Source organism: Algibacter pectinivorans (assembly GCF_900112595.1).
Taxonomy (GTDB): Bacteria; Bacteroidota; Bacteroidia; order Flavobacteriales; family Flavobacteriaceae; genus Algibacter_B; species Algibacter_B pectinivorans.
This window is the reverse complement of the sequence record NZ_FOMI01000002.1, coordinates 468,528-487,205: the sequence shown is the minus strand read 5'-3', so window position 1 is coordinate 487,205 and position 18,678 is coordinate 468,528. Positions and strand designations below refer to the sequence as shown.

The window sequence follows — 18,678 nt, the reverse complement described above, 5'->3', positions numbered from 1 at the left end:
TAAGGGCAACTACAAGTGTCCTTAGGTGTTATAATTATTTATATTTTTTAAACTTATAATTCTGTATTTCTTTATGAGCATTTGCAAAAACATATGTATTTCAACATTAATTTTTATAAGTCTTATGGCTTGTAAGTCGAGCTCAAAAAAAAATATAGCGTTTGCCAATAATGTTGTAATTGCACACCGAGGTGCATGGAAAACTAATCAATTACCACAAAACTCCATTGCAGCACTAAAAAAAGCCATTCAGTTAGGTTGTACAGGATCAGAATTTGATGTTCGGATAACTAAAGATAGTGTGCTTGTTGTAACTCACGATAAAGATTATAATTCTTTAATTATTGAAGAATCTACCTATGCCGAACTTTCAAAATTTAAACTTTCAAACGGCGAAACCTTACCAACATTAAAAAAATACATTTCTGCTGGCATTAAAAACAACGATTCTACCGGCTTAGTCTGCGAATTAAAACCAGCAAAAACCAAAGAAAAAAATCTACTTATAGCAGAAAAAACTATAAAATTAGTAAAAGAACTTAAGGTCGAAAACCACATTTTATCCTACATAAGTTTTAGTTATACTATATTAAAAAAAATAAAGGAATTAGACCCTAATGCTAAAACCCAGTATTTAGATGGCTCAAAATCCCCTAATCAATTAAAAGACGATGGAATTTCAGGGTTAGACTACTTAGTTTACAAATACAAAATACATCCAGAATGGATATCTAGTGCTAAAGAAAACAACTTAAAATTAAATGCGTGGGTAGCCAATAACAATGACGACATCAATTGGCTTTTAGCTAATAATTTTGATTATATCACTACAGACGAACCAGAACTTACTTTTAAAAAAATAAAGCAAAGTCCAACAAGCAAAGGGTACCAATTAGTTTGGAGCGACGAGTTTAATTATAAAGGCAAACCAGACAGCACCAAATGGGCATATAATGATGGTTTTTTAAGCAATAGAGAAAAACAATACTACACAGACAGCTTAAAAAATGTTAGAGTTGATAAAGGGCATTTAATTATTGAAGCGCACAAAGAAAAAATAGCAAATAAAGATTTTAACAACCCCGAAATTAAAAAGAAAAGCTGGATAAAATATATAACAGAAATTGATACTGCCCAATACACCTCGGCACGATTAAACACCAAAGGATTAGCCTCATGGAAATATGGCAGAATAGAAGTTAAAGCTAAGCTACCAAAAGGCGTTGGCTTATGGCCCGCTATATGGATGTTAGGTAACAACAGAAAAGAAGTGGGTTGGCCAGAATGCGGAGAAATAGACATTATGGAACATGTAGGTTTTAATCCAGATTCTATATTTGGAACTATACACACCAAAGCCTTTAATCATTTAAAAGGCACCCAGCGCGGTAAAAAGATTTTTATTGATAAACCTTACGACACATTCCATGTATTTGCAATAGAATGGACCCCCGAGAAAATAGATTTCATCTTGGATGGTGTTGTGTATAATCATATTGAAAACGAACATAAAACAACTGCAGAGTGGCCTTTTGATCAAGAATTTTATTTAATTCTAAATGTTTCAGTAGGCGGTATGTTAGGCGGAAGAAAAGGTATTGACGATAGCGTTTTCCCGCAGCAAATGCTAATAGATTACGTTAGGGTTTTCCAAAAAAAATAAAGTAAAATGAAACATTATTTAAAAGTATTATGGGTGTCTGTTTTAGCTTTTTCTAGCTGCAAAACAGCAATAAAAAGTCAAAACCTTAGTGTAATGACCTATAACATACGGCTAGATGTCGCCACCGATGGTGAAAATGCATGGAACAACAGAAGCCAGTTTTTAAGTTCGCAAATATTATTCTACAGCCCAGATATTTTAGGTGTACAGGAAGCGAGACCTAACCAAATGGCAGATTTAAAATCGGCGCTTTTAGATTATAAAGCCTTCGGAATTGGTCGCGATGGTGGAGAAAAAGGAGAGTTTTCATCTGTTTTTTACAACTCTAAAAAAGTTAAAGTTGAGTACCAAAACACGTTTTGGTTGTCTAATACACCAAATAAAGTGTCTAAAGGTTGGGATGCCGCCTACCCTAGAATTTGCACTTACGGCCTGTTTACCACACTCAGTAACAACCAAAAAATATGGGTATTTAATACACATTTAGATCATAAAGGAGAAGAAGCTCAAAAACAGGGTATGCAATTAATTCTTAATAAAATAGAAGAACTTAATACTCAAAATTATCCTGTTATAATTATGGGAGATTTTAATGTGGAACCAAATAGCGATTTAATTAACAATTTAAAGCATTCTATGCAAGACTCTAAGGAGATAGCCAAAGTAACTTTTGGCCCTAACGGAACTTTTAATGGGTTTAAATTTGCAGACCCTGTAACACGAAGAATTGATTATATAATGCTTTCTAAAAATTCTGGAATTCGGGTTGAAAAGTATGGCGTTTTATCAAGCAACGTTAATTTAAAATACCCTTCAGATCATTTCCCGGTATATGTTCAGCTAAACTTAGAATAAATACTGTTAAACAACCATTAAAACTCGCTTTAAAAGACCTATTTAACACATTTCAAATGAAAAAAATCTTATCCTATTTTCCCATAGTCTTACTCGTTATATTTCTAACTAGTCTTACAAAATCTAGCATAAACGATACTTTAACAACTCCAAACAGCGATAAGATTATAGAACAAAAAGTAGATTCGGTTTTAGCCTTAATGCATTTAAACGAAAAAATTGGTCAATTAGTGCAGTACAGCGGTAAATGGGATGCTACCGGACCATCATCTTCAAATAACGACCAATTTAAACTCGAAAAACTAAAAAAAGGTGAAGTTGGTTCTATGTTAAATATTGTTTCTGCAGCTACTACGCGCGAAACTCAAAAAATTGTTATGGATCATTCGCGACTCAAAATTCCTTTAATTTTTGGGTATGATGTTATCCATGGTTATAAAACCATTTTCCCTATTCCTTTAGGAGAAACTGCTAGTTGGGATTTAAATAGTATTAAAAAAACGGCAGAAATTGCAGCTAAAGAAACAGCCGCATCGGGTATACATTGGACTTTTGCACCAATGATTGATGTTTCTAGAGATGCCCGTTGGGGAAGAATTATGGAAGGTGCAGGAGAAGATGTTTACTTAAACAAAGTGGTTGGAGTAGCACGCATAAATGGATTTCAAGGAAATAATTTATCCAACACAAATACCATAGCAGCCTGTGCTAAACATTTTGCAGGCTACGGTTTTGCCGAAGCTGGACGAGATTATAACACCGTTAACGTAGGCGAATTTGAGTTGCACAATACCATTTTACCGCCATTTAAAGCAGCTGCTAAAGCTGGTGTTGCAACTTTTATGAACTCATTTAACGAGATTGATGGTATTCCTGCAACCGGACACAAAGTGCTACAACGCGATATTTTAAAAAGAGACTGGAATTGGGACGGCTTTATAGTTTCCGATTGGGGTTCTATTGGAGAAATGAGAAATCATGGCTATGCTAAAGACAAAAAACATGCCTCTGAAATTGCAATGAATGCTGGTAGCGATATGGATATGGAATCGTATGCCTATGAAGCCCATCTAGAAAGCTTACTAGAAGAAAAGAAAATAACTTTAGCGCAGTTAGATGAGGCCGTTAAAAGAGTATTACGAGTAAAATTCAAATTAGGCTTATTTGAAGACCCATATAAATACTGTAATGAAGAGCGCGAAAAAAATAATGTATTTACAAAAGCCCATTTAGCAATTGCTCGCGATGTCGCAAAAAAGTCGATAGTATTATTAAAAAATGAAACTAATATATTGCCCTTATCAAAAAACATTAAAAGTATTGCCGTTATTGGTCCATTAGCCAACGATAAAGATACGCCATTAGGAAATTGGAGAGGAAAAGGAGAACAAAACTCTGCAGTTTCTCTACTGGAAGGCATTAAAAACGCAGTAGGACAAAATACTACAATACATTACGAAAAAGGTATTAATTTAACTGTACCCAACATTAAACCAGGCAGTAACCAATTTTTACATCCACTAGAATTTAACAATACAGACCAATCTGGAATTGCTGCTGCGGTTAAAGCTGCAAAAAAAGCAGACGTTGTATTATTAGCTATTGGTGAAAATGCCTATCAAACGGGTGAAGGTAGAAGTCAGTCTAATATTGGTTTTTTAGGACTTCAAAATGAGTTATTAAAAGCGGTTTACCAAGTGAATAAAAACGTGGTTATTGTTTTAATGAATGGAAGACCAATGGATATTTCTTGGGCAGCAAACCACATACCTTCCATTTTAGAATGCTGGTTTTTAGGCTCCGAATCTGGAAATGCCATTGCCGATGTAATATTTGGAGATTACAATCCTTCCGGAAAATTACCGGTTTCCTTTCCGCATAATGTTGGTCAAGAACCCTTATACTACAGCCAAAAAATGACGGGAAGACCGTCAAGCCCAAAACATGTTACATATTCCGGCTATCAAGATGCTCCTAAAACAGCTTTGTACCCTTTTGGCTATGGTTTAAGTTATACAACTTTCGAGTATAAAAACCTTATGCTTGATAAAACCGAAATGCCAACTAATGGCGAAATAAAAGTATCGGTAGATGTAACCAATACAGGACATAGCGATGGCGAAGAGGTCATTCAGCTTTACATTAAAGACTTAATTGGAAGTATAACTCGCCCTATTAAAGAACTAAAAGGTTTTAAAAAAACAATGATTAAATCTGGCGAGACCAAAACCATCCATTTTACCATAAACGCAGAAACATTACAGTTTTACACCATAAATAAAATGTGGGAGGTAGAACCTGGCGATTTTAATGTATGGGTAGGTGGAGACTCCACAACTAACTTAAAAGCATCATTTACAGTCGTAGATTAATTCGATATGTATTCACAAAAAGGGATAACTAAATTTTATTTAACCAACATCTCTGGAGTTGCAACCGTTCTAAACCCTACGTGTTCTGCAGACGAGTCTAAACTCGTGCCCATTCTAGCAGATACACGGTAACTTGCACAATAGGAATCGCTACATAAAAACGAACCGCCTTTTATTACTTTCTCTGGTGTGTACGGCATATTTGGGTTATATGCCTTATCGGCGCCTTGCGGATTAAAAATATCTTTATTGCTAGATTTTAGCTCTTGGTAGTAATTAATGTTATACCAATCGGTAGTAAACTCCCAAACATTTCCTGCCATATCGTATAATCCAAAATCGTTTGGGGGATAACTTTTTACTGGTGCCGTTCTTTCAAAACCATCTTGCAAGGTGTTATTTACTGGAAACTCGCCTTCCCAACTATTTACCATTTTTGAAAGCGCAGACCTATCATCGCCCCAAAAATAAATAGCACTTGTTTTTTTGCCTCTTGCAGCGTATTCCCATTCGGCCTCGGTAGGTAAGCGTCTGCCTGCCCATTTGCAATACGCTTGCGCATCTTCAAAACTAATATGAACTACTGGGTGGTTTTCTTTACCTTCAATAGAGCTTTCTGGACCACTAGGGTGTTTCCAATTTACACCAATTACCCAGCGCCACCATTGTGAGAAATCATACAAATTAGGAACCGATGTTTTTGTTTTTTTAAACATTAACGAGCCAGGTTGTAAAATACTATCATGTGGTTTTGGTGTGCCCTCCGGTAGTTGTTTTTTCATCTCTTCCCAATCAATCTCACGTTCAGCTACTGTTATATAATTGGTTTCGTTAACAAATTTGGTAAATTCGGCATTGGTAACTTCTGTAATATCCATAAAAAACCCATCTACCGATACGGCGTGTTGCGGTTTTTCATGACTCATAGCCATTTCATCTTGATCTACAGCGCCCTGTAAAAAGGAACCTCCAGGAATCCAAACCATACCATTTGGCGGATTAGACATTAACTTTTCTTTTACCTCGTTAGGTATTTGGTTGTTAACATCTTTGGTTGACTCAACAACATCAATTTCCCTTTCAGTTTGCTTGTTTTTGCACGAAAACAAAACTAGTAAGCAAACCACAAATACAGCTAAACCAGAATTTTTACTCATTATTATAATTGTCAATTTATATTGGTAAATGTATTTATTTAATGGCTTATAACCCAAAATAATACATTTAAACTATTTTTTTTAACATTAAGTAATTACCTTTTCAGTCTTTTAGTTTTAATTACCTTTGCACAACTTAAATACGAGCATTTATGATATATTCAATGACAGGTTATGGTAAATCTGTTTTGCAATTGCCAACAAAAAAGATAACTATAGAGCTTAAATCATTAAATAGTAAAAATTTAGATTTAAATGCTAGAATGCCCTCTATATATAGAGAAAAAGAATTATCTATTAGAAAAATTCTTGCCGATAAACTAGAACGCGGAAAGGTTGATTTCTCTATTTATGTTGAAGCTACTGCCGAAGACACATCGACCCAAATAAACACGCCTGTTGTTAAACAATATATGAAGCAACTAAAACAAGTTGTTGATGGAAACGACTTGGAATTACTTAAAATGGCTGTTCGTTTTCCTGATGCTTTAAATACTGTACGTGAAGAAATAGATGAAAATGAGTGGAAAAGTATTGAAGTTGAAATTCATAAAGCTATAGACGCCTTAAACCAACACAGATTAAATGAGGGCAAAGTATTAGAGCAAGACTTTAACAATCGTGTGGTTTCAATAGGAAATATACTTGAGCAAATAATAACTATGGACCCCGAGCGTGTTGAAGGTGTTCGTGAGCGTTTACTTAAAGGTGTTCAAGAATTAAAAGAAAAATACGACGAAAACAGGTTTGAGCAAGAACTGGTATATTACATTGAAAAATTTGATATTACAGAAGAAAAAGTACGCTTAAAAAACCACTTAAATTACTTTACGGAGTCTATTAATACTAAAGATTCTAACGGAAAAAAACTAGGTTTTATAAGCCAAGAAATGGGTAGAGAAATAAACACTATTGGCTCTAAAAGTAACTATGCACCAATGCAACAACTGGTGGTGCAAATGAAAGACGAATTAGAAAAAATTAAGGAACAGTTATTGAACGTACTTTAAAAAAGCTGGCAGCAGTCAGTCTTTAGTCGGCAGTAATTTGTAAAATATTAGCGTACAAGTGGCAGAAAAAGAAACAAAAAAACAAGGCAAACTCATCGTGTTTTCGGCGCCTTCAGGCTCTGGTAAAACTACCATTGTTAGGCATTTATTAGGCAAAGAAAATTTAAATTTAGAGTTTTCAATATCGGCAACCTCAAGAGAAAAAAGAGGTACGGAAGAGCATGGTAAAGATTATTATTTTCTATCGGCCAAAGAATTTAAAAACAATATTAAAGAGGATAACTTTTTAGAATGGGAAGAAGTGTATCGCGATAACTTTTATGGCACTTTAAAAACCGAAGTTGAACGTATTTGGGCACTTGGTAAAAATGTTATTTTTGATATTGATGTTTCTGGAGGATTACGAATTAAAAGAAAATTTCCAGAACAAACGCTTGCTATTTTTGTTAAGCCACCAAGCATAGACGAACTGAAAATACGTTTAAAAAAGCGTAAAACCGAAAGTGCCGATAAAATAAATATGCGTGTTGCAAAAGCATCGGCCGAATTAGCCACCGCTCCGTTATTTGATACTATAATTATTAATGACGATCTAGAAAAAGCACTACTTGAAGCTGAAAAACAAGTAGCAGACTTCTTAAACTCCTAGTACAATAAAATGAAAATTGGTTTATATTTTGGCTCTTTTAACCCTATTCATATAGGGCATTTGGTTATTGCAAACCACATGGCAGAATATAGCGATTTAGACCAGGTTTGGTTTGTAATTACTCCACATAATCCGTTTAAAAAGAAAAGTAGTTTACTTGATAATTACCAGCGTTTAGAAATGGTTTATGAAGCTACTAAGGATTACGATAAGTTAAAAGCCAGTGATATTGAGTTTAACTTACCGCAACCAAACTACACCGTAAACACGCTTGCTCATTTACAAGAAAAATATCCAGATCACAATTTTTCTTTAATTATGGGCGAAGACAACCTAAATAGTTTTCATAAGTGGAAAAACTATGAAGTTATTCTAGAAAATCATCACATTTATGTTTACCCTCGAATATCAAACACTACGGTAAACAACCAGTTTAATGGGCATAAAAAAATACATCCTATCGATGCCCCTATTATGCAGCTCTCTTCAACATTTATTCGTAAAGCTATAAAAGACGGTAAAAACATCAAACCTATGTTACCGAAAAATGTTTGGGAGTATTTGGACGAGATGAATTTTTACAGGTAATATTTTCGAAAGAAATTTCTACAAAAAAAGTAGGTTTTATTGAGGTTGTTTTTTACTTTAGCATTTATAAACTTTCTAATGCATATTAGTAAATCAAATTTTTACGTTGTTGGCATTGGCGCTTCAGCCGGAGGTTTAGATGCTATACAAACACTCTTTGACCACGTACCTAGCAATACAGGTATGGCGTTTATAATTGTACAACATCTTTCACCAGATTTTAAAAGTTTAATGCCAGAGTTACTTAGCAAGCACACGTCTATGCCAATTTACACGGCAGAAGATAAGCAAGTTATAAAGCCAAATTGTATTTATTTAAATCAAAGAAACAAAAACCTTCATATTAAGGGTAACCAATTATATTTGCTGGACAAAGGGCCAAAAAACAATTTAAACTTACCAATAGATATCTTCTTTCATACTTTAGGTGAGGAATATAACACCAAATCAATGGGTGTTATATTATCTGGTACCGGTTCAGATGGCTCACGAGGCATACATACTATTAAGGAACAAGGAGGTACAATAATCGTTCAGGACCCCATCTCTGCGCAATTTGATGGTATGCCAAACTCTGCGATAGCAACTAATTTAGCAGATTTTATCGCGCCACCCGAAAAAATTGCCGAATTAATACACAGAACACCTATAAATAATTCCTTATTAATAAAAAACTTAAACACGCCAACATCTAGCGATAACTTAATAAATAATATATTAACTATCGTTTTTAAATTTTCTGGAATCGATTTTAGAGAGTATAAAAAAAACACGCTTATCCGCAGGTTAGAAAAACGAATGAGCATTAATAACATTGATCATCTATTCGATTATGTTACCTTTTTATCTAGCAACGTAGAAGAAAAACAAGCGCTTAAAGAAGATTTTCTAATAGGGGTTACCCGCTTTTTTAGAGACACCGAAGCCTTTAGTAGTTTAAAAACCAAGGTTATTCCAAAATTATGCGAATCCAAACAAGTAGATGAAACGGTTCGTATCTGGATTGCCGGCTGCTCTACCGGTGAAGAAGTTTACTCGATAGCCATTTTATTGGACGATTATATTAAAAGTAACAATCTTAATATCAATTTTAAAATATTTGGCACAGATATAGATCCAAGAGCTTTAACATTTGCGGGGCTTGGTATGTACAATATTAATATTTCTAATGAAATTGATAAAAAATTCTTAGATCGTTATTTTATAAAAATTGGCGATAAAATACAAATTATTAAAACCCTTAGAGAGAAAATAGTTTTCTCTAATCATAACTTAATAAAAGACCCACCATTTATAAGAATGGATTTAATTTCCTGCCGAAATTTACTCATTTATTTTGACACTAAAATTCAAAAGAAAGTGATGCATAATTTTCAGTTTGCCTTAAATCAATATGCTTACTTATTTTTGGGTAATAGCGAGTCGTTAGGAACGGTATCAAAGCATTTTAAAACTATCGATGTAAAGTGGAAAATATTTCAAAATATTTCGAGCACAAAACAATATCCTTCGCAGAGCAACAGTTTAGAGCGGGTTTCAACCATTTCATATAAAACACCTACAACTAACATTCAATCACCTAATTTTAGAGTTAAAGAAAACCCAGAACTAGTATTCCATAAGTATTTAAGTAAAAAGTTTAGTCCTGCATCCATTTTTATAGATAAAAGTTTTAATATCCTTTTTATTAAAGGCGATGCCGGAAAACGTTTATCCCATAACGAAGGTCTTTTTCAAAATAATTTATTAAAAATAGTAAATACCGACATTGCAGGACTTATAAGAAGTGGTATTCGCAGACTAGAAAGTGAAAACCAAGATATTATTATAAAAGGCGTTATAAATAAAACCAAAACCCAAAATTTTTCTTTTGATTTAAAATTCCATAAACCAGATATAGATGATGCGCTTAATGGTTGTTATTTAATAGAATTTACAAATGATAAAGTTTTAGATAAGGAAGCACCTGTAGTACTTAAAAATATAGATGTAGAAGAGGTATCTAACCAACGTTTGGAGGATTTAGAAAACGAACTAAAAGCTGTAAAAACAGAATTACAAAATGCTATTGAAGAACTAGAAACTAGCAATGAGGAGCTACAATCGTCTAACGAAGAACTCATGGCATCCAACGAAGAACTTCAAAGCACTAACGAGGAATTACAATCTGTAAACGAAGAATTGTATACTGTAAATTCTGAAATGCAGGAAAAGAACAAGGAGCTTACAAACTTAAGTAACGATGTAACAAACCTATTAGATAACACCGAAATTGCCACCCTGTTTCTAGATACCGAGTTACGCATTAGAAAATTTACACCGGCACTTAAGGAAATTTTTAATTTACACGAGTCTGATTATGGCAGACCACTTTCAAGCTTTACATCCAATTTTTTAGAAGATACCAGGGCAGGAATTATTAAAGACTCGAGTTTAGTATTAGAGAAACTTATAACTATCGAAAAACAATTAAGCGATAAAAATAATAACTACTATTTATTTAGAGCGAGTCCTTTTATTACATCTGCAAAAAAAATAAATGGCATTGTAATTACATTAAATAATATTAATAAACTTAAAGAAACCGAAAAAGACCTAAAAATAGTCGAACTAAGGTATAAAAACCTCTTTCAAAATTTAAACGAAGGCTTTTTACACGGCGAAATAATAACCAATAACGAGGGCCAACCTATAGATTGGATATATTTAGATGCCAATCCTACCTTTGAAAAGATAATAGGTTTAGAACGACATGAATTTTTAGGAAAAAGACTAAAAAAAATAGCGCCTTACATACAAGACGACCCAACCACTTGGATAAAAACCTTTGGAGAAACAGCCTTATCTAATAAAGAACACTATATAAAAGAATACTCTACCAAAGATGGCAAGCATTACCAAGTACATTTATTTTGCCCCGTTAAAGGAGAGTTTGCTGCAACCTTTGCCAACATTACCGAACTTAAAAATAAAAAAGAAGAACTTGCTAAAAGTCAAGAAGAGCTATATCGCGCTCAAGAAATCACACACGTAGGCAGTTGGTATTTAGATTTAGAAACCGGCAGTGTACGCTGGACAAGAGAGCTTTATAAAATTTATGGGTTCGATCCTAATTTACCGCCTCCAAATTTAAAATCGAGTAGTAAACTTTTTACAAAATCTAGCTGGAAAACAATATCCAAAGCTATAAACGACTGCCAAAACCAAGGTATACCATATAATCTCGAATTAGAAATTATAAGACAGGGCGGAACACCCGGTTGGCTTTGTATTATGGGCGAAGCTGTAAAGGACGAAAATAATACCATTATAGCATTAAAAGGAGCTGTACAAGATATTACTCAGCAAAAACTATACGAAGAAGAACTTATAAAAGCTAAAAAAGAAGCCGAAATAGCAAACCTGCATAAAAACTACTTTTTGGCCAATATGAGTCATGAAATTAGAACGCCAATGAATAGTGTTTTAGGTTTCTCGGAATTACTTAAAAACGATAGTTTAACAAAAAAAGAACGCCTTAAATATCTTGAGATTATAGATGGAAATTCCAAACAACTTTTAAATCTAATTGATGATATAATTGATGTTGCTAAAATGGAATCCAATGAGATTAAGTTGGTGTATAAAGAGTGCCACGTACCAAATCTTATCGATAATTTAGAAATCACCTATAATCAACTAAACACCAACGAATATAAAAAAGATATTACTTTTAAAACGGTTATTCCAGATACCTATAAAGATTTAGTAATTATTACAGATAGTCATAGGTTGCAACAAGTGCTTCTAAATTTATTAAATAATGCCTTAAAGTTTTCTGATAAGGGCGAAATATCTTTTGGTTTTGAAGTGGAGGAGGATAACATAAAATTCTTTGTTAAAGACCAAGGTATAGGAATTAAAAAAGAAAAACAGATTGAAATATTTGAACGCTTTAAACAAATTAATTACCAAAACAATGCAAAATATGGAGGCACGGGCTTAGGTCTTGCCATTTGCAAAGGTATCATAACTCTAATGGGAGGTAATATTAACGTTAGTTCTAATTTGAATTTGGGCACTACATTTAGTTTTAGTATACCTTTAAAACTAACTCAATTTAAAAACGCAAAAAAACCGAAACTGCCAATAAAATGTACAAGGTTTTTAAAAGACAAAACTATTTTAATCGCGGAAGACGACGCCTTAATCCAATTGCTTTTTAAAGTAGTCTTAAAAAACACAGGTGCCTATTTACTATTTGCAAAAACAGGTACCCAAGCCGTAAACACCTACCAAACTACTCCAGAGATTGATGTTGTTTTACTGGATATTAGAATGCCAGAAATGAATGGTATAGATGCTTTAAGCGCCATTCTAGAAATAAACCCAAAGGCTAAGGTAATTATGCAAACTGCTTATACCATGCCAGAAGAAAAAGAAAAATGCTTTAATAAAGGCTGTGTCGATTTTCTGTCTAAACCCGTTATTAAAGACGAATTATTTAAAGTTTTAAATAAATGGATTTCAAAATAAATGGCTTATAAAAACAATAAAGACCAACTTTTGCAAGTTGGCCTTAGAACATAATAATGTAATTAGCTATTAATTAAGTGCTCATGTTCTTTTCTAAATAAATTTTACACGAATGTGTTTTTTCTTCTTTTTTACTATTGCTAAAAATTGTAATTCCTTGTATTTTCAATAACTAAAACAATTCCTAATTAGGACACCTTAAAAACTAAAAAGTCACATTACAAACCAATAAAAAAAAGAAACCGCTTAAAGCTGAGTGCTTTAAGCGGTTTCTAAACTAAATAACCAACCAAAATTCTTAATTAAGGCATCCTGTAAGAATGCTAATTCTATCTTTTCTTAAACCCTTGTATTTTCTCTCGGGTTTGCTACTTTATCTTTTCTATGCTTGCGCATTTTATCTTCTTTAACTTCGTTTTGTTTCTTACTATCAGATTTTAAATACTGTATATATCCGCGTCCTTCAAATTCATATACCGTTTCAGAGGCAGCGTGAAACAACTCTATCTTACTATCATTAATAACGCTCAACTCAAAATATTCATTGCCTAAGTAATCATAATCTAATGTTAAAATTTTTAAAGTTTCATTACCACTTACATCTCCTACACCGTAAACACCTGTGTAGTCCCAATATAAGTTATTAGCGTTATTAATATTAGTGTCTTGCGAACTTCTAAATTCAGAATCATTCCCTCCAGCTAAAAACTGTAAATAATTTTCGTTATCAAACTCATTTATAGCGCCGTAATCACTAGTATATGTTTTTTCCCAAGCATCGTATTCTTGTAAAAAGTAATGGATGTTATCATAAAACACAAAATCATAATCAAAATTATTACGTTGGTAACCATCTAAAAAATACGAGGTATCGTTGTTTGGATTATATAACTCAATAGTATTATAATCTACTTCGTAAACATCAAAAGTCGAAAAACCATCAATATCATGTTGCACATCTAAAATCATATTATAAGCATCGTAATTAGCAACATCAATTCCATATCCATTACCATTACTACCTAAACCAGCAATATTATTATTAGCGTATAACACACCATTAATAAACGATACTGTAAACGCTTTTTGTAAAAAAGGAGTTTCGCCATAACCAACAGTGCTATTAATATCTACATACCACAGCTCGTAAGAGTTTAATAATTGGTTTACTGTAAGTGGAGGTGCCTCATTAAAATCATCAACTATAACCTCTGTATAACAAGATGTAAAAAGAGTTGCTATTAAGGCAAAACTTGAAAGTAATTTTATCGTCTTCATAATCTAACATTTTAGGGTTTCTGTTTAGTGTAGTTTCAAAACGCGTGCCAAACATTTTAAACCGCTCTTTTTTAGGCCCTGTAAAAAACCTTAAACCATTATAAAAACGCTTTAATTACGGCGCTTTACCCTCATTTCCAGATTCTTTTACAACAGCTCTTTAAAATGAAAAATATTTATGTATTTTTGAACTAGAAAACGATATTAAACCTATGGATAAACCTTTAAAATATGCGGTTTTTGGAGCAGGAAGTTGGGCTACAGCTATTGTAAAAATGCTTAGCGAAAACTTAAATGAAATTGGTTGGTATATGCGCAGTGTATACACTAAAGAGCATTTATTAAGAGAGCAACACAATCCTAATTACTTAAGTTCGGTAGAGTTTCATTTAGAGCAATTAAAACTTAGCAACGATATTAATGAAATTGCCCAATATGCCGATGTTTTAATTTTTGTAATCCCATCGGCCTTTATCCATAGCGAATTAGAAAAACTAACTGTCGATATTTCTAACAAAACCATAGTATCTGCAGTAAAAGGCATAATGCCCGAAACAGGACTGTTGGTAGGCGAGCATTTTCATAAAACCTATAAAATACCTTACGATAATATTGCGGTAATTGCAGGACCTTGTCATGCCGAAGAAGTAGCTCTAGAGCGTTTATCCTACTTAACCATTTCATGCTCTAATACAGCCAAAGCAGAGGCCATTGCCAACACTTTATCTAGCGATTATATAAAAACAAAAACTAGCGACGATGTTATAGGCATTGAATACGCCGTTATGCTTAAAAACATTTACGCCATTGCAGCCGGAATAGCGCATGGCTTGGGCTATGGCGATAACTTCCAGAGTGTATTAATGAGTAATGCCATACGCGAAATGAAACGTTTTATTAAAAAGCGCCATAAAATGAAACGTAACATTAATAATTCGGCGTATTTAGGCGATTTACTAGTAACCGGTTACTCGGTGTTTTCGCGAAACCGTATGTTTGGAAATATGATTGGTAAAGGCTACACCGTAAAATCTGCACAAATGGAAATGAGCATGGTTGCCGAAGGGTATTACGCAACAAAAAGCGCCCATACACTAAACGACAAAAACGTTAAAAAAACTCAAACTCCTATTATAAACGCGGTTTACGAGATTTTGTACGACAATAAAAACCCTAAAAAAGTATTTAAAAAACTTACCGATAAATTGGATTAAGTAATACCTGCAAAAGCAAGAATCTAATACCATTAATTTATAGCAATAATGTGGGCGTTACCCGAAAAGGGTCGGGCTTTACGCTATATCTTTTTTTTGCCATTTATGGCAGCAAAAAAAAGGATGCCGCTACAATCCCTAACGCAAAAACCACCGTGTCTTTTATTATACAACATTAAAATAGAATCCAATCTAGCCTACAAAAGGCGCAGCATTACTTTTCCGTTTATTAAAACCGTTAATTATATTGTATTTTAACAAAAATCTTAAGTTAAAACGTAAACTCAATTCCTTCCCTTTTTTTTAAGGGAAGGTGGCTTTAATTCCAGTAAAAGGAATTAAAGACGGAAGGGTTTTAAACACAAAATGAAAAATATCCATAATTATAAATATTTAGAACAACGCAGAAAAGAACTTCGAAAAAGTTTAACTTCCGCCGAAGCTACATTATGGAAACACCTTCAAAAAAAGCAATTAGGAGGCCGCAAATTTAGGCGACAACATAGTATCGAAAACTTTATAGTAGACTTCTACTGCCCTAAAGAAAAACTTATTATTGAACTAGATGGAGCATACCATTTCGATTTTGCTCAACAAAACTATGATTTAGAACGAACAAATAGATTAGAGCGCCTAGGTTTCAAACTTATAAGATTTGAAAACAAATTAGTTTTCGAAAATCTTGAATTTGTATTAAAAGAAATATGTTCTCATTTCAAAAATTTATAAGCAACCACCTCGTCTTTAATTTTCGAGGTATCGAAATTAAATCCACTCCTCCTTTAAAATGAGGAGAGTTCCTTCAAGTATATTAGCACTAAAACTATAAACAATTAATTCCTTCCCTTTTTTTTAAGGGAAGGTGGCTTTAATTCCAGTAAAAGGAATTAAAGACGGAAGGGTTCTTATTATGAAATTCCTACCTCAGCAGGACTATGCTATTTTACCAAAACACCTTTAACATCCATTAAGGGTACAGGCTGCAAAGCCTTAAGGTTAATAGTGTTTTTTCTAAACAAATAGGTTTTATCAAACATTTGGTTACCCTCGAAAAAAGACACTTTAAACTGGTTATTTAAAGCAAACAACTCCTCTTGTATAAGCTCTATTTTAGCATAACTCTTTTTAGGAAGCACATCAATTTTTTTTCTAAACTTCGATGTTGTTTTAGTTTCAGAATAGCCATCGGTAACAATAATAACCATTTCTAAATCAACATCTTTATTGTTAATAATATACGCGTTCCAGTCTTGCGTTTTATAAATATCGTTATACTCGTTTACCACAGCAACGTACACATCTTTTACAACAGGAATTTCAATATCTCTTTTCATGCTGCAAAAATAGTAAACTATTCAAAAATAAGAATTAGAATAATTAGGTGTAATTATTCCTTTTAAATTATAAACTACTAAATGGTTAAAAAGTTCTTCTTTTGGGTACAACTCGAATAAGTTATTCTTTTTAAAAATGAGCTTATCTATGCGTAAAAAGTAAACACTAACTATCAGTTTTAAGTTAACTTCCGCTTTAATATGTCCAGATTCTTGAGCTTGTATAAGTAATTTATACACTGTGGTGTTAGACAACGCTTCAATAAAACTTTCAAATATGGCATTTGCTTTAGGGTAGTACTTTTCTAGACCAAAAAGAAAAGAGGGCTTAAAGTATTTTAAATACTCAAACCCTCTCTGGTAAATTATTATAACACACAAAACAGGATCTTTACCATTGCTATTAACAATCCCATTTATATCGTCTTTATACTCGTTTAATAAACTTTCAATACTAGCCGAAACCAGCGCTTCTTTGTTTTTATAAAAAGCATAAATTGTTTTTTTTGATATACCAAGTGTATTTGCTATGTCGTCTAAAGTTACATGCTTGCTTCCGCATTGCGTAAACTTTTTAATAGAACATTTTAACAAAGTTGCCTTAGTAATCATAGTTATTTATTTTATCTCCATCCGCCACCAAGTGCTTCATATAAATCTACAATAGATACTAATTGTTGTAATTTACTATCTATAACATTAAGCTCTGCACTTAAAGCACTTTGTCTTGCCGTTAATAAATCTAAGTAATTGGCATAACCGTTTTTAAGCAATTCTTCGGAGTTTGCTTCGGCTTTACGTAAAGCTTCAACTTCATTTTTTCTAAATTCAAATTTTTTAGTTTCGGCGTTATAGCTATATAAAGCATTAGATACTTCGCTACCTGCAACCAATAATGTTTTCTTAAAGTTTAAAAGTGCACTTTCCTGGTTTGCTAAAGCCACTTCTTTTTGAGTTTTAAGCTTACGCTGATTAAAAAGCGGTTGCGTTAACCCACCAACAACTGTAGCAAAAAGTGAATTGGTATTAAATAAATTATCCAACTCTAAACTTTGTAAACCTCCAGACGCTGTTAAAGTTAAACTCGGATAAAAACTGCTATTAGCAACATTGGTTAACTCAAAATTCTGAATTAATGCAAACTCTGCAGCCATAACATCTGGTCTATTACTTAATAGAGTAGAAGGTACACCAACGGTAATTTCCTCATTTATTTTTTGAATATTTAAGCTGCTTCTTTCAAAATTTTGAGGTGCTTTACCCAATAAAATACTTAAAGTATTTTCAGTTTTAAAAATGGCAACCTCTAAATCTACCTGTAATGCTCTAGCGCTATTATACTGCGCTATATTTTGATCTACAGCCACTTGTGTTACTTGGCCAGCATCTTTTAAGGCTTTAATGGTTTCAACCCCAATTTCTCTAGTTTCAATAGTTTGCTTTGTTATTTCTAACTGCGCATCCAAGGCTAACAAATTATAATACGTGTTTGCAATGCTAGAAACCAACTGTGTTTTTACAGCTTGATGTCCTGCTACGCTTTGTAAATAAGCCGCTTGCGTTGCACGTTTATTACTTCTTATTTTACCCCAAATATCGGCTTCCCAAGATAAATTGGCGGTTACATCGTAAGTATCTAAACCACCGCTAAATATAGACCCAAATTGGCTATTAGCTGAGTATTCTTGATGCGTATAGTTAGGCCCAACACTTAAGGTTGGAAAGTACCCTGCTTTACCTTGTTTAGCATAAGCTTCGGCCGAAATAATTTGCTGTAAAGCGCTACGAACATCCATATTATTTTGCAAACCTTCTTCTATATAATCTTGAAGATATTGGTCTGTAAACAACGTTTTCCATGATACATTTGCAATAGATAAACTATCTGTTGGCAAATTATCTGTGCGGTAAAGTGCTTCTGTTTCAGTTTCTAAATTTGGTCGTTCATAATCTTTAGCCACAAAACAACTTTGTAACGTTAATGCAACTACCAATACTAAAGCACCTTTACTAAAATTTCTATGTTTTATGTTTGATTTCATC

General features: G+C 33.1%; 14 protein-coding genes. 9 read left to right on the top strand and 5 right to left on the bottom strand.

Annotated features, from left to right (window positions below):
- Positions 1–124: 124 nt before the first annotated feature.
- From BMY96_RS04795 to bglX, 3 genes are read left to right on the top strand one after another with little or no spacing between them, the layout of a single operon-like run.
- Positions 125–1,663 (top strand): glycerophosphodiester phosphodiesterase family protein, encoded by a 1,539-nt coding sequence (locus BMY96_RS04795; protein ID WP_245750542.1) that lies wholly within the window; start codon positions 125–127, stop codon positions 1,661–1,663.
- Positions 1,664–1,669: 6 nt separating this feature from the next.
- A complete protein-coding gene (locus BMY96_RS04790; protein ID WP_092849739.1) occupies positions 1,670–2,518 on the top strand; it encodes an endonuclease/exonuclease/phosphatase family protein in 849 nt (282 codons plus the stop codon).
- A 56-nt stretch (positions 2,519–2,574) separates the two neighbouring features.
- Positions 2,575–4,890: a beta-glucosidase BglX gene (gene bglX, locus BMY96_RS04785; protein ID WP_092849736.1), complete on the top strand. Its 2,316-nt coding sequence runs from the start codon at positions 2,575–2,577 to the stop codon at positions 4,888–4,890.
- 35 nt (positions 4,891–4,925) lie between these two features.
- Here the strand turns inward: bglX and BMY96_RS04780 are convergent, their stop codons facing one another.
- Positions 4,926–6,047 (bottom strand): formylglycine-generating enzyme family protein, encoded by a 1,122-nt coding sequence (locus BMY96_RS04780; protein WP_092849733.1) that lies wholly within the window; start codon positions 6,045–6,047, stop codon positions 4,926–4,928.
- A 152-nt stretch (positions 6,048–6,199) separates the two neighbouring features.
- On the opposite strand from BMY96_RS04780, the gene BMY96_RS04775 reads away from it, so the two are divergent.
- The 4 genes from BMY96_RS04775 to BMY96_RS04760 all read left to right on the top strand — a co-directional run bounded on the left by BMY96_RS04775 (position 6,200) and on the right by BMY96_RS04760 (position 12,809).
- Entirely contained in the window at positions 6,200–7,057 is an 858-nt protein-coding gene (locus BMY96_RS04775) for a YicC/YloC family endoribonuclease (RefSeq protein ID WP_092849731.1), read from the top strand.
- Between the two features lie 58 nt (positions 7,058–7,115).
- Positions 7,116–7,706 (top strand): guanylate kinase, encoded by a 591-nt coding sequence (gmk, locus tag BMY96_RS04770; RefSeq protein WP_092849728.1) that lies wholly within the window; start codon positions 7,116–7,118, stop codon positions 7,704–7,706.
- A gap of 9 nt (positions 7,707–7,715) precedes the next feature.
- Positions 7,716–8,294, top strand: a complete 579-nt coding sequence (gene nadD / locus BMY96_RS04765) for a nicotinate (nicotinamide) nucleotide adenylyltransferase (protein WP_092849726.1) — start codon at positions 7,716–7,718, stop codon at positions 8,292–8,294.
- 78 nt (positions 8,295–8,372) lie between these two features.
- Positions 8,373–12,809: a chemotaxis protein CheB gene (locus tag BMY96_RS04760; RefSeq protein ID WP_092849723.1), complete on the top strand. Its 4,437-nt coding sequence runs from the start codon at positions 8,373–8,375 to the stop codon at positions 12,807–12,809.
- Between the two features lie 339 nt (positions 12,810–13,148).
- Here the strand turns inward: BMY96_RS04760 and BMY96_RS04755 are convergent, their stop codons facing one another.
- On the bottom strand, positions 13,149–14,087 hold the full coding sequence (locus BMY96_RS04755; RefSeq protein WP_092849719.1) for a nicotinic acid mononucleotide adenyltransferase: 939 nt from the start codon (positions 14,085–14,087) through the stop codon (positions 13,149–13,151).
- Between the two features lie 212 nt (positions 14,088–14,299).
- On the opposite strand from BMY96_RS04755, the gene BMY96_RS04750 reads away from it, so the two are divergent.
- Positions 14,300–15,301: an NAD(P)H-dependent glycerol-3-phosphate dehydrogenase gene (locus tag BMY96_RS04750; RefSeq protein ID WP_092849716.1), complete on the top strand. Its 1,002-nt coding sequence runs from the start codon at positions 14,300–14,302 to the stop codon at positions 15,299–15,301.
- A 366-nt stretch (positions 15,302–15,667) separates the two neighbouring features.
- Positions 15,668–16,030 (top strand): endonuclease domain-containing protein, encoded by a 363-nt coding sequence (locus BMY96_RS04745; RefSeq protein ID WP_092849714.1) that lies wholly within the window; start codon positions 15,668–15,670, stop codon positions 16,028–16,030.
- 209 nt (positions 16,031–16,239) lie between these two features.
- On the opposite strand, the gene BMY96_RS04740 is transcribed toward BMY96_RS04745, so the two are convergent.
- The 3 genes from BMY96_RS04740 to BMY96_RS04730 are packed head-to-tail and all read right to left on the bottom strand — an operon-like array spanning position 16,240 to position 18,677.
- On the bottom strand, positions 16,240–16,635 hold the full coding sequence (locus tag BMY96_RS04740) for a hypothetical protein (protein WP_092849711.1): 396 nt from the start codon (positions 16,633–16,635) through the stop codon (positions 16,240–16,242).
- 21 nt (positions 16,636–16,656) lie between these two features.
- Positions 16,657–17,247 (bottom strand): TetR/AcrR family transcriptional regulator, encoded by a 591-nt coding sequence (locus tag BMY96_RS04735; protein ID WP_092849708.1) that lies wholly within the window; start codon positions 17,245–17,247, stop codon positions 16,657–16,659.
- Between the two features lie 11 nt (positions 17,248–17,258).
- Entirely contained in the window at positions 17,259–18,677 is a 1,419-nt protein-coding gene (locus BMY96_RS04730) for an efflux transporter outer membrane subunit (RefSeq protein WP_092849706.1), read from the bottom strand.
- Between the last annotated feature and the right edge of the window lies 1 nt (position 18,678).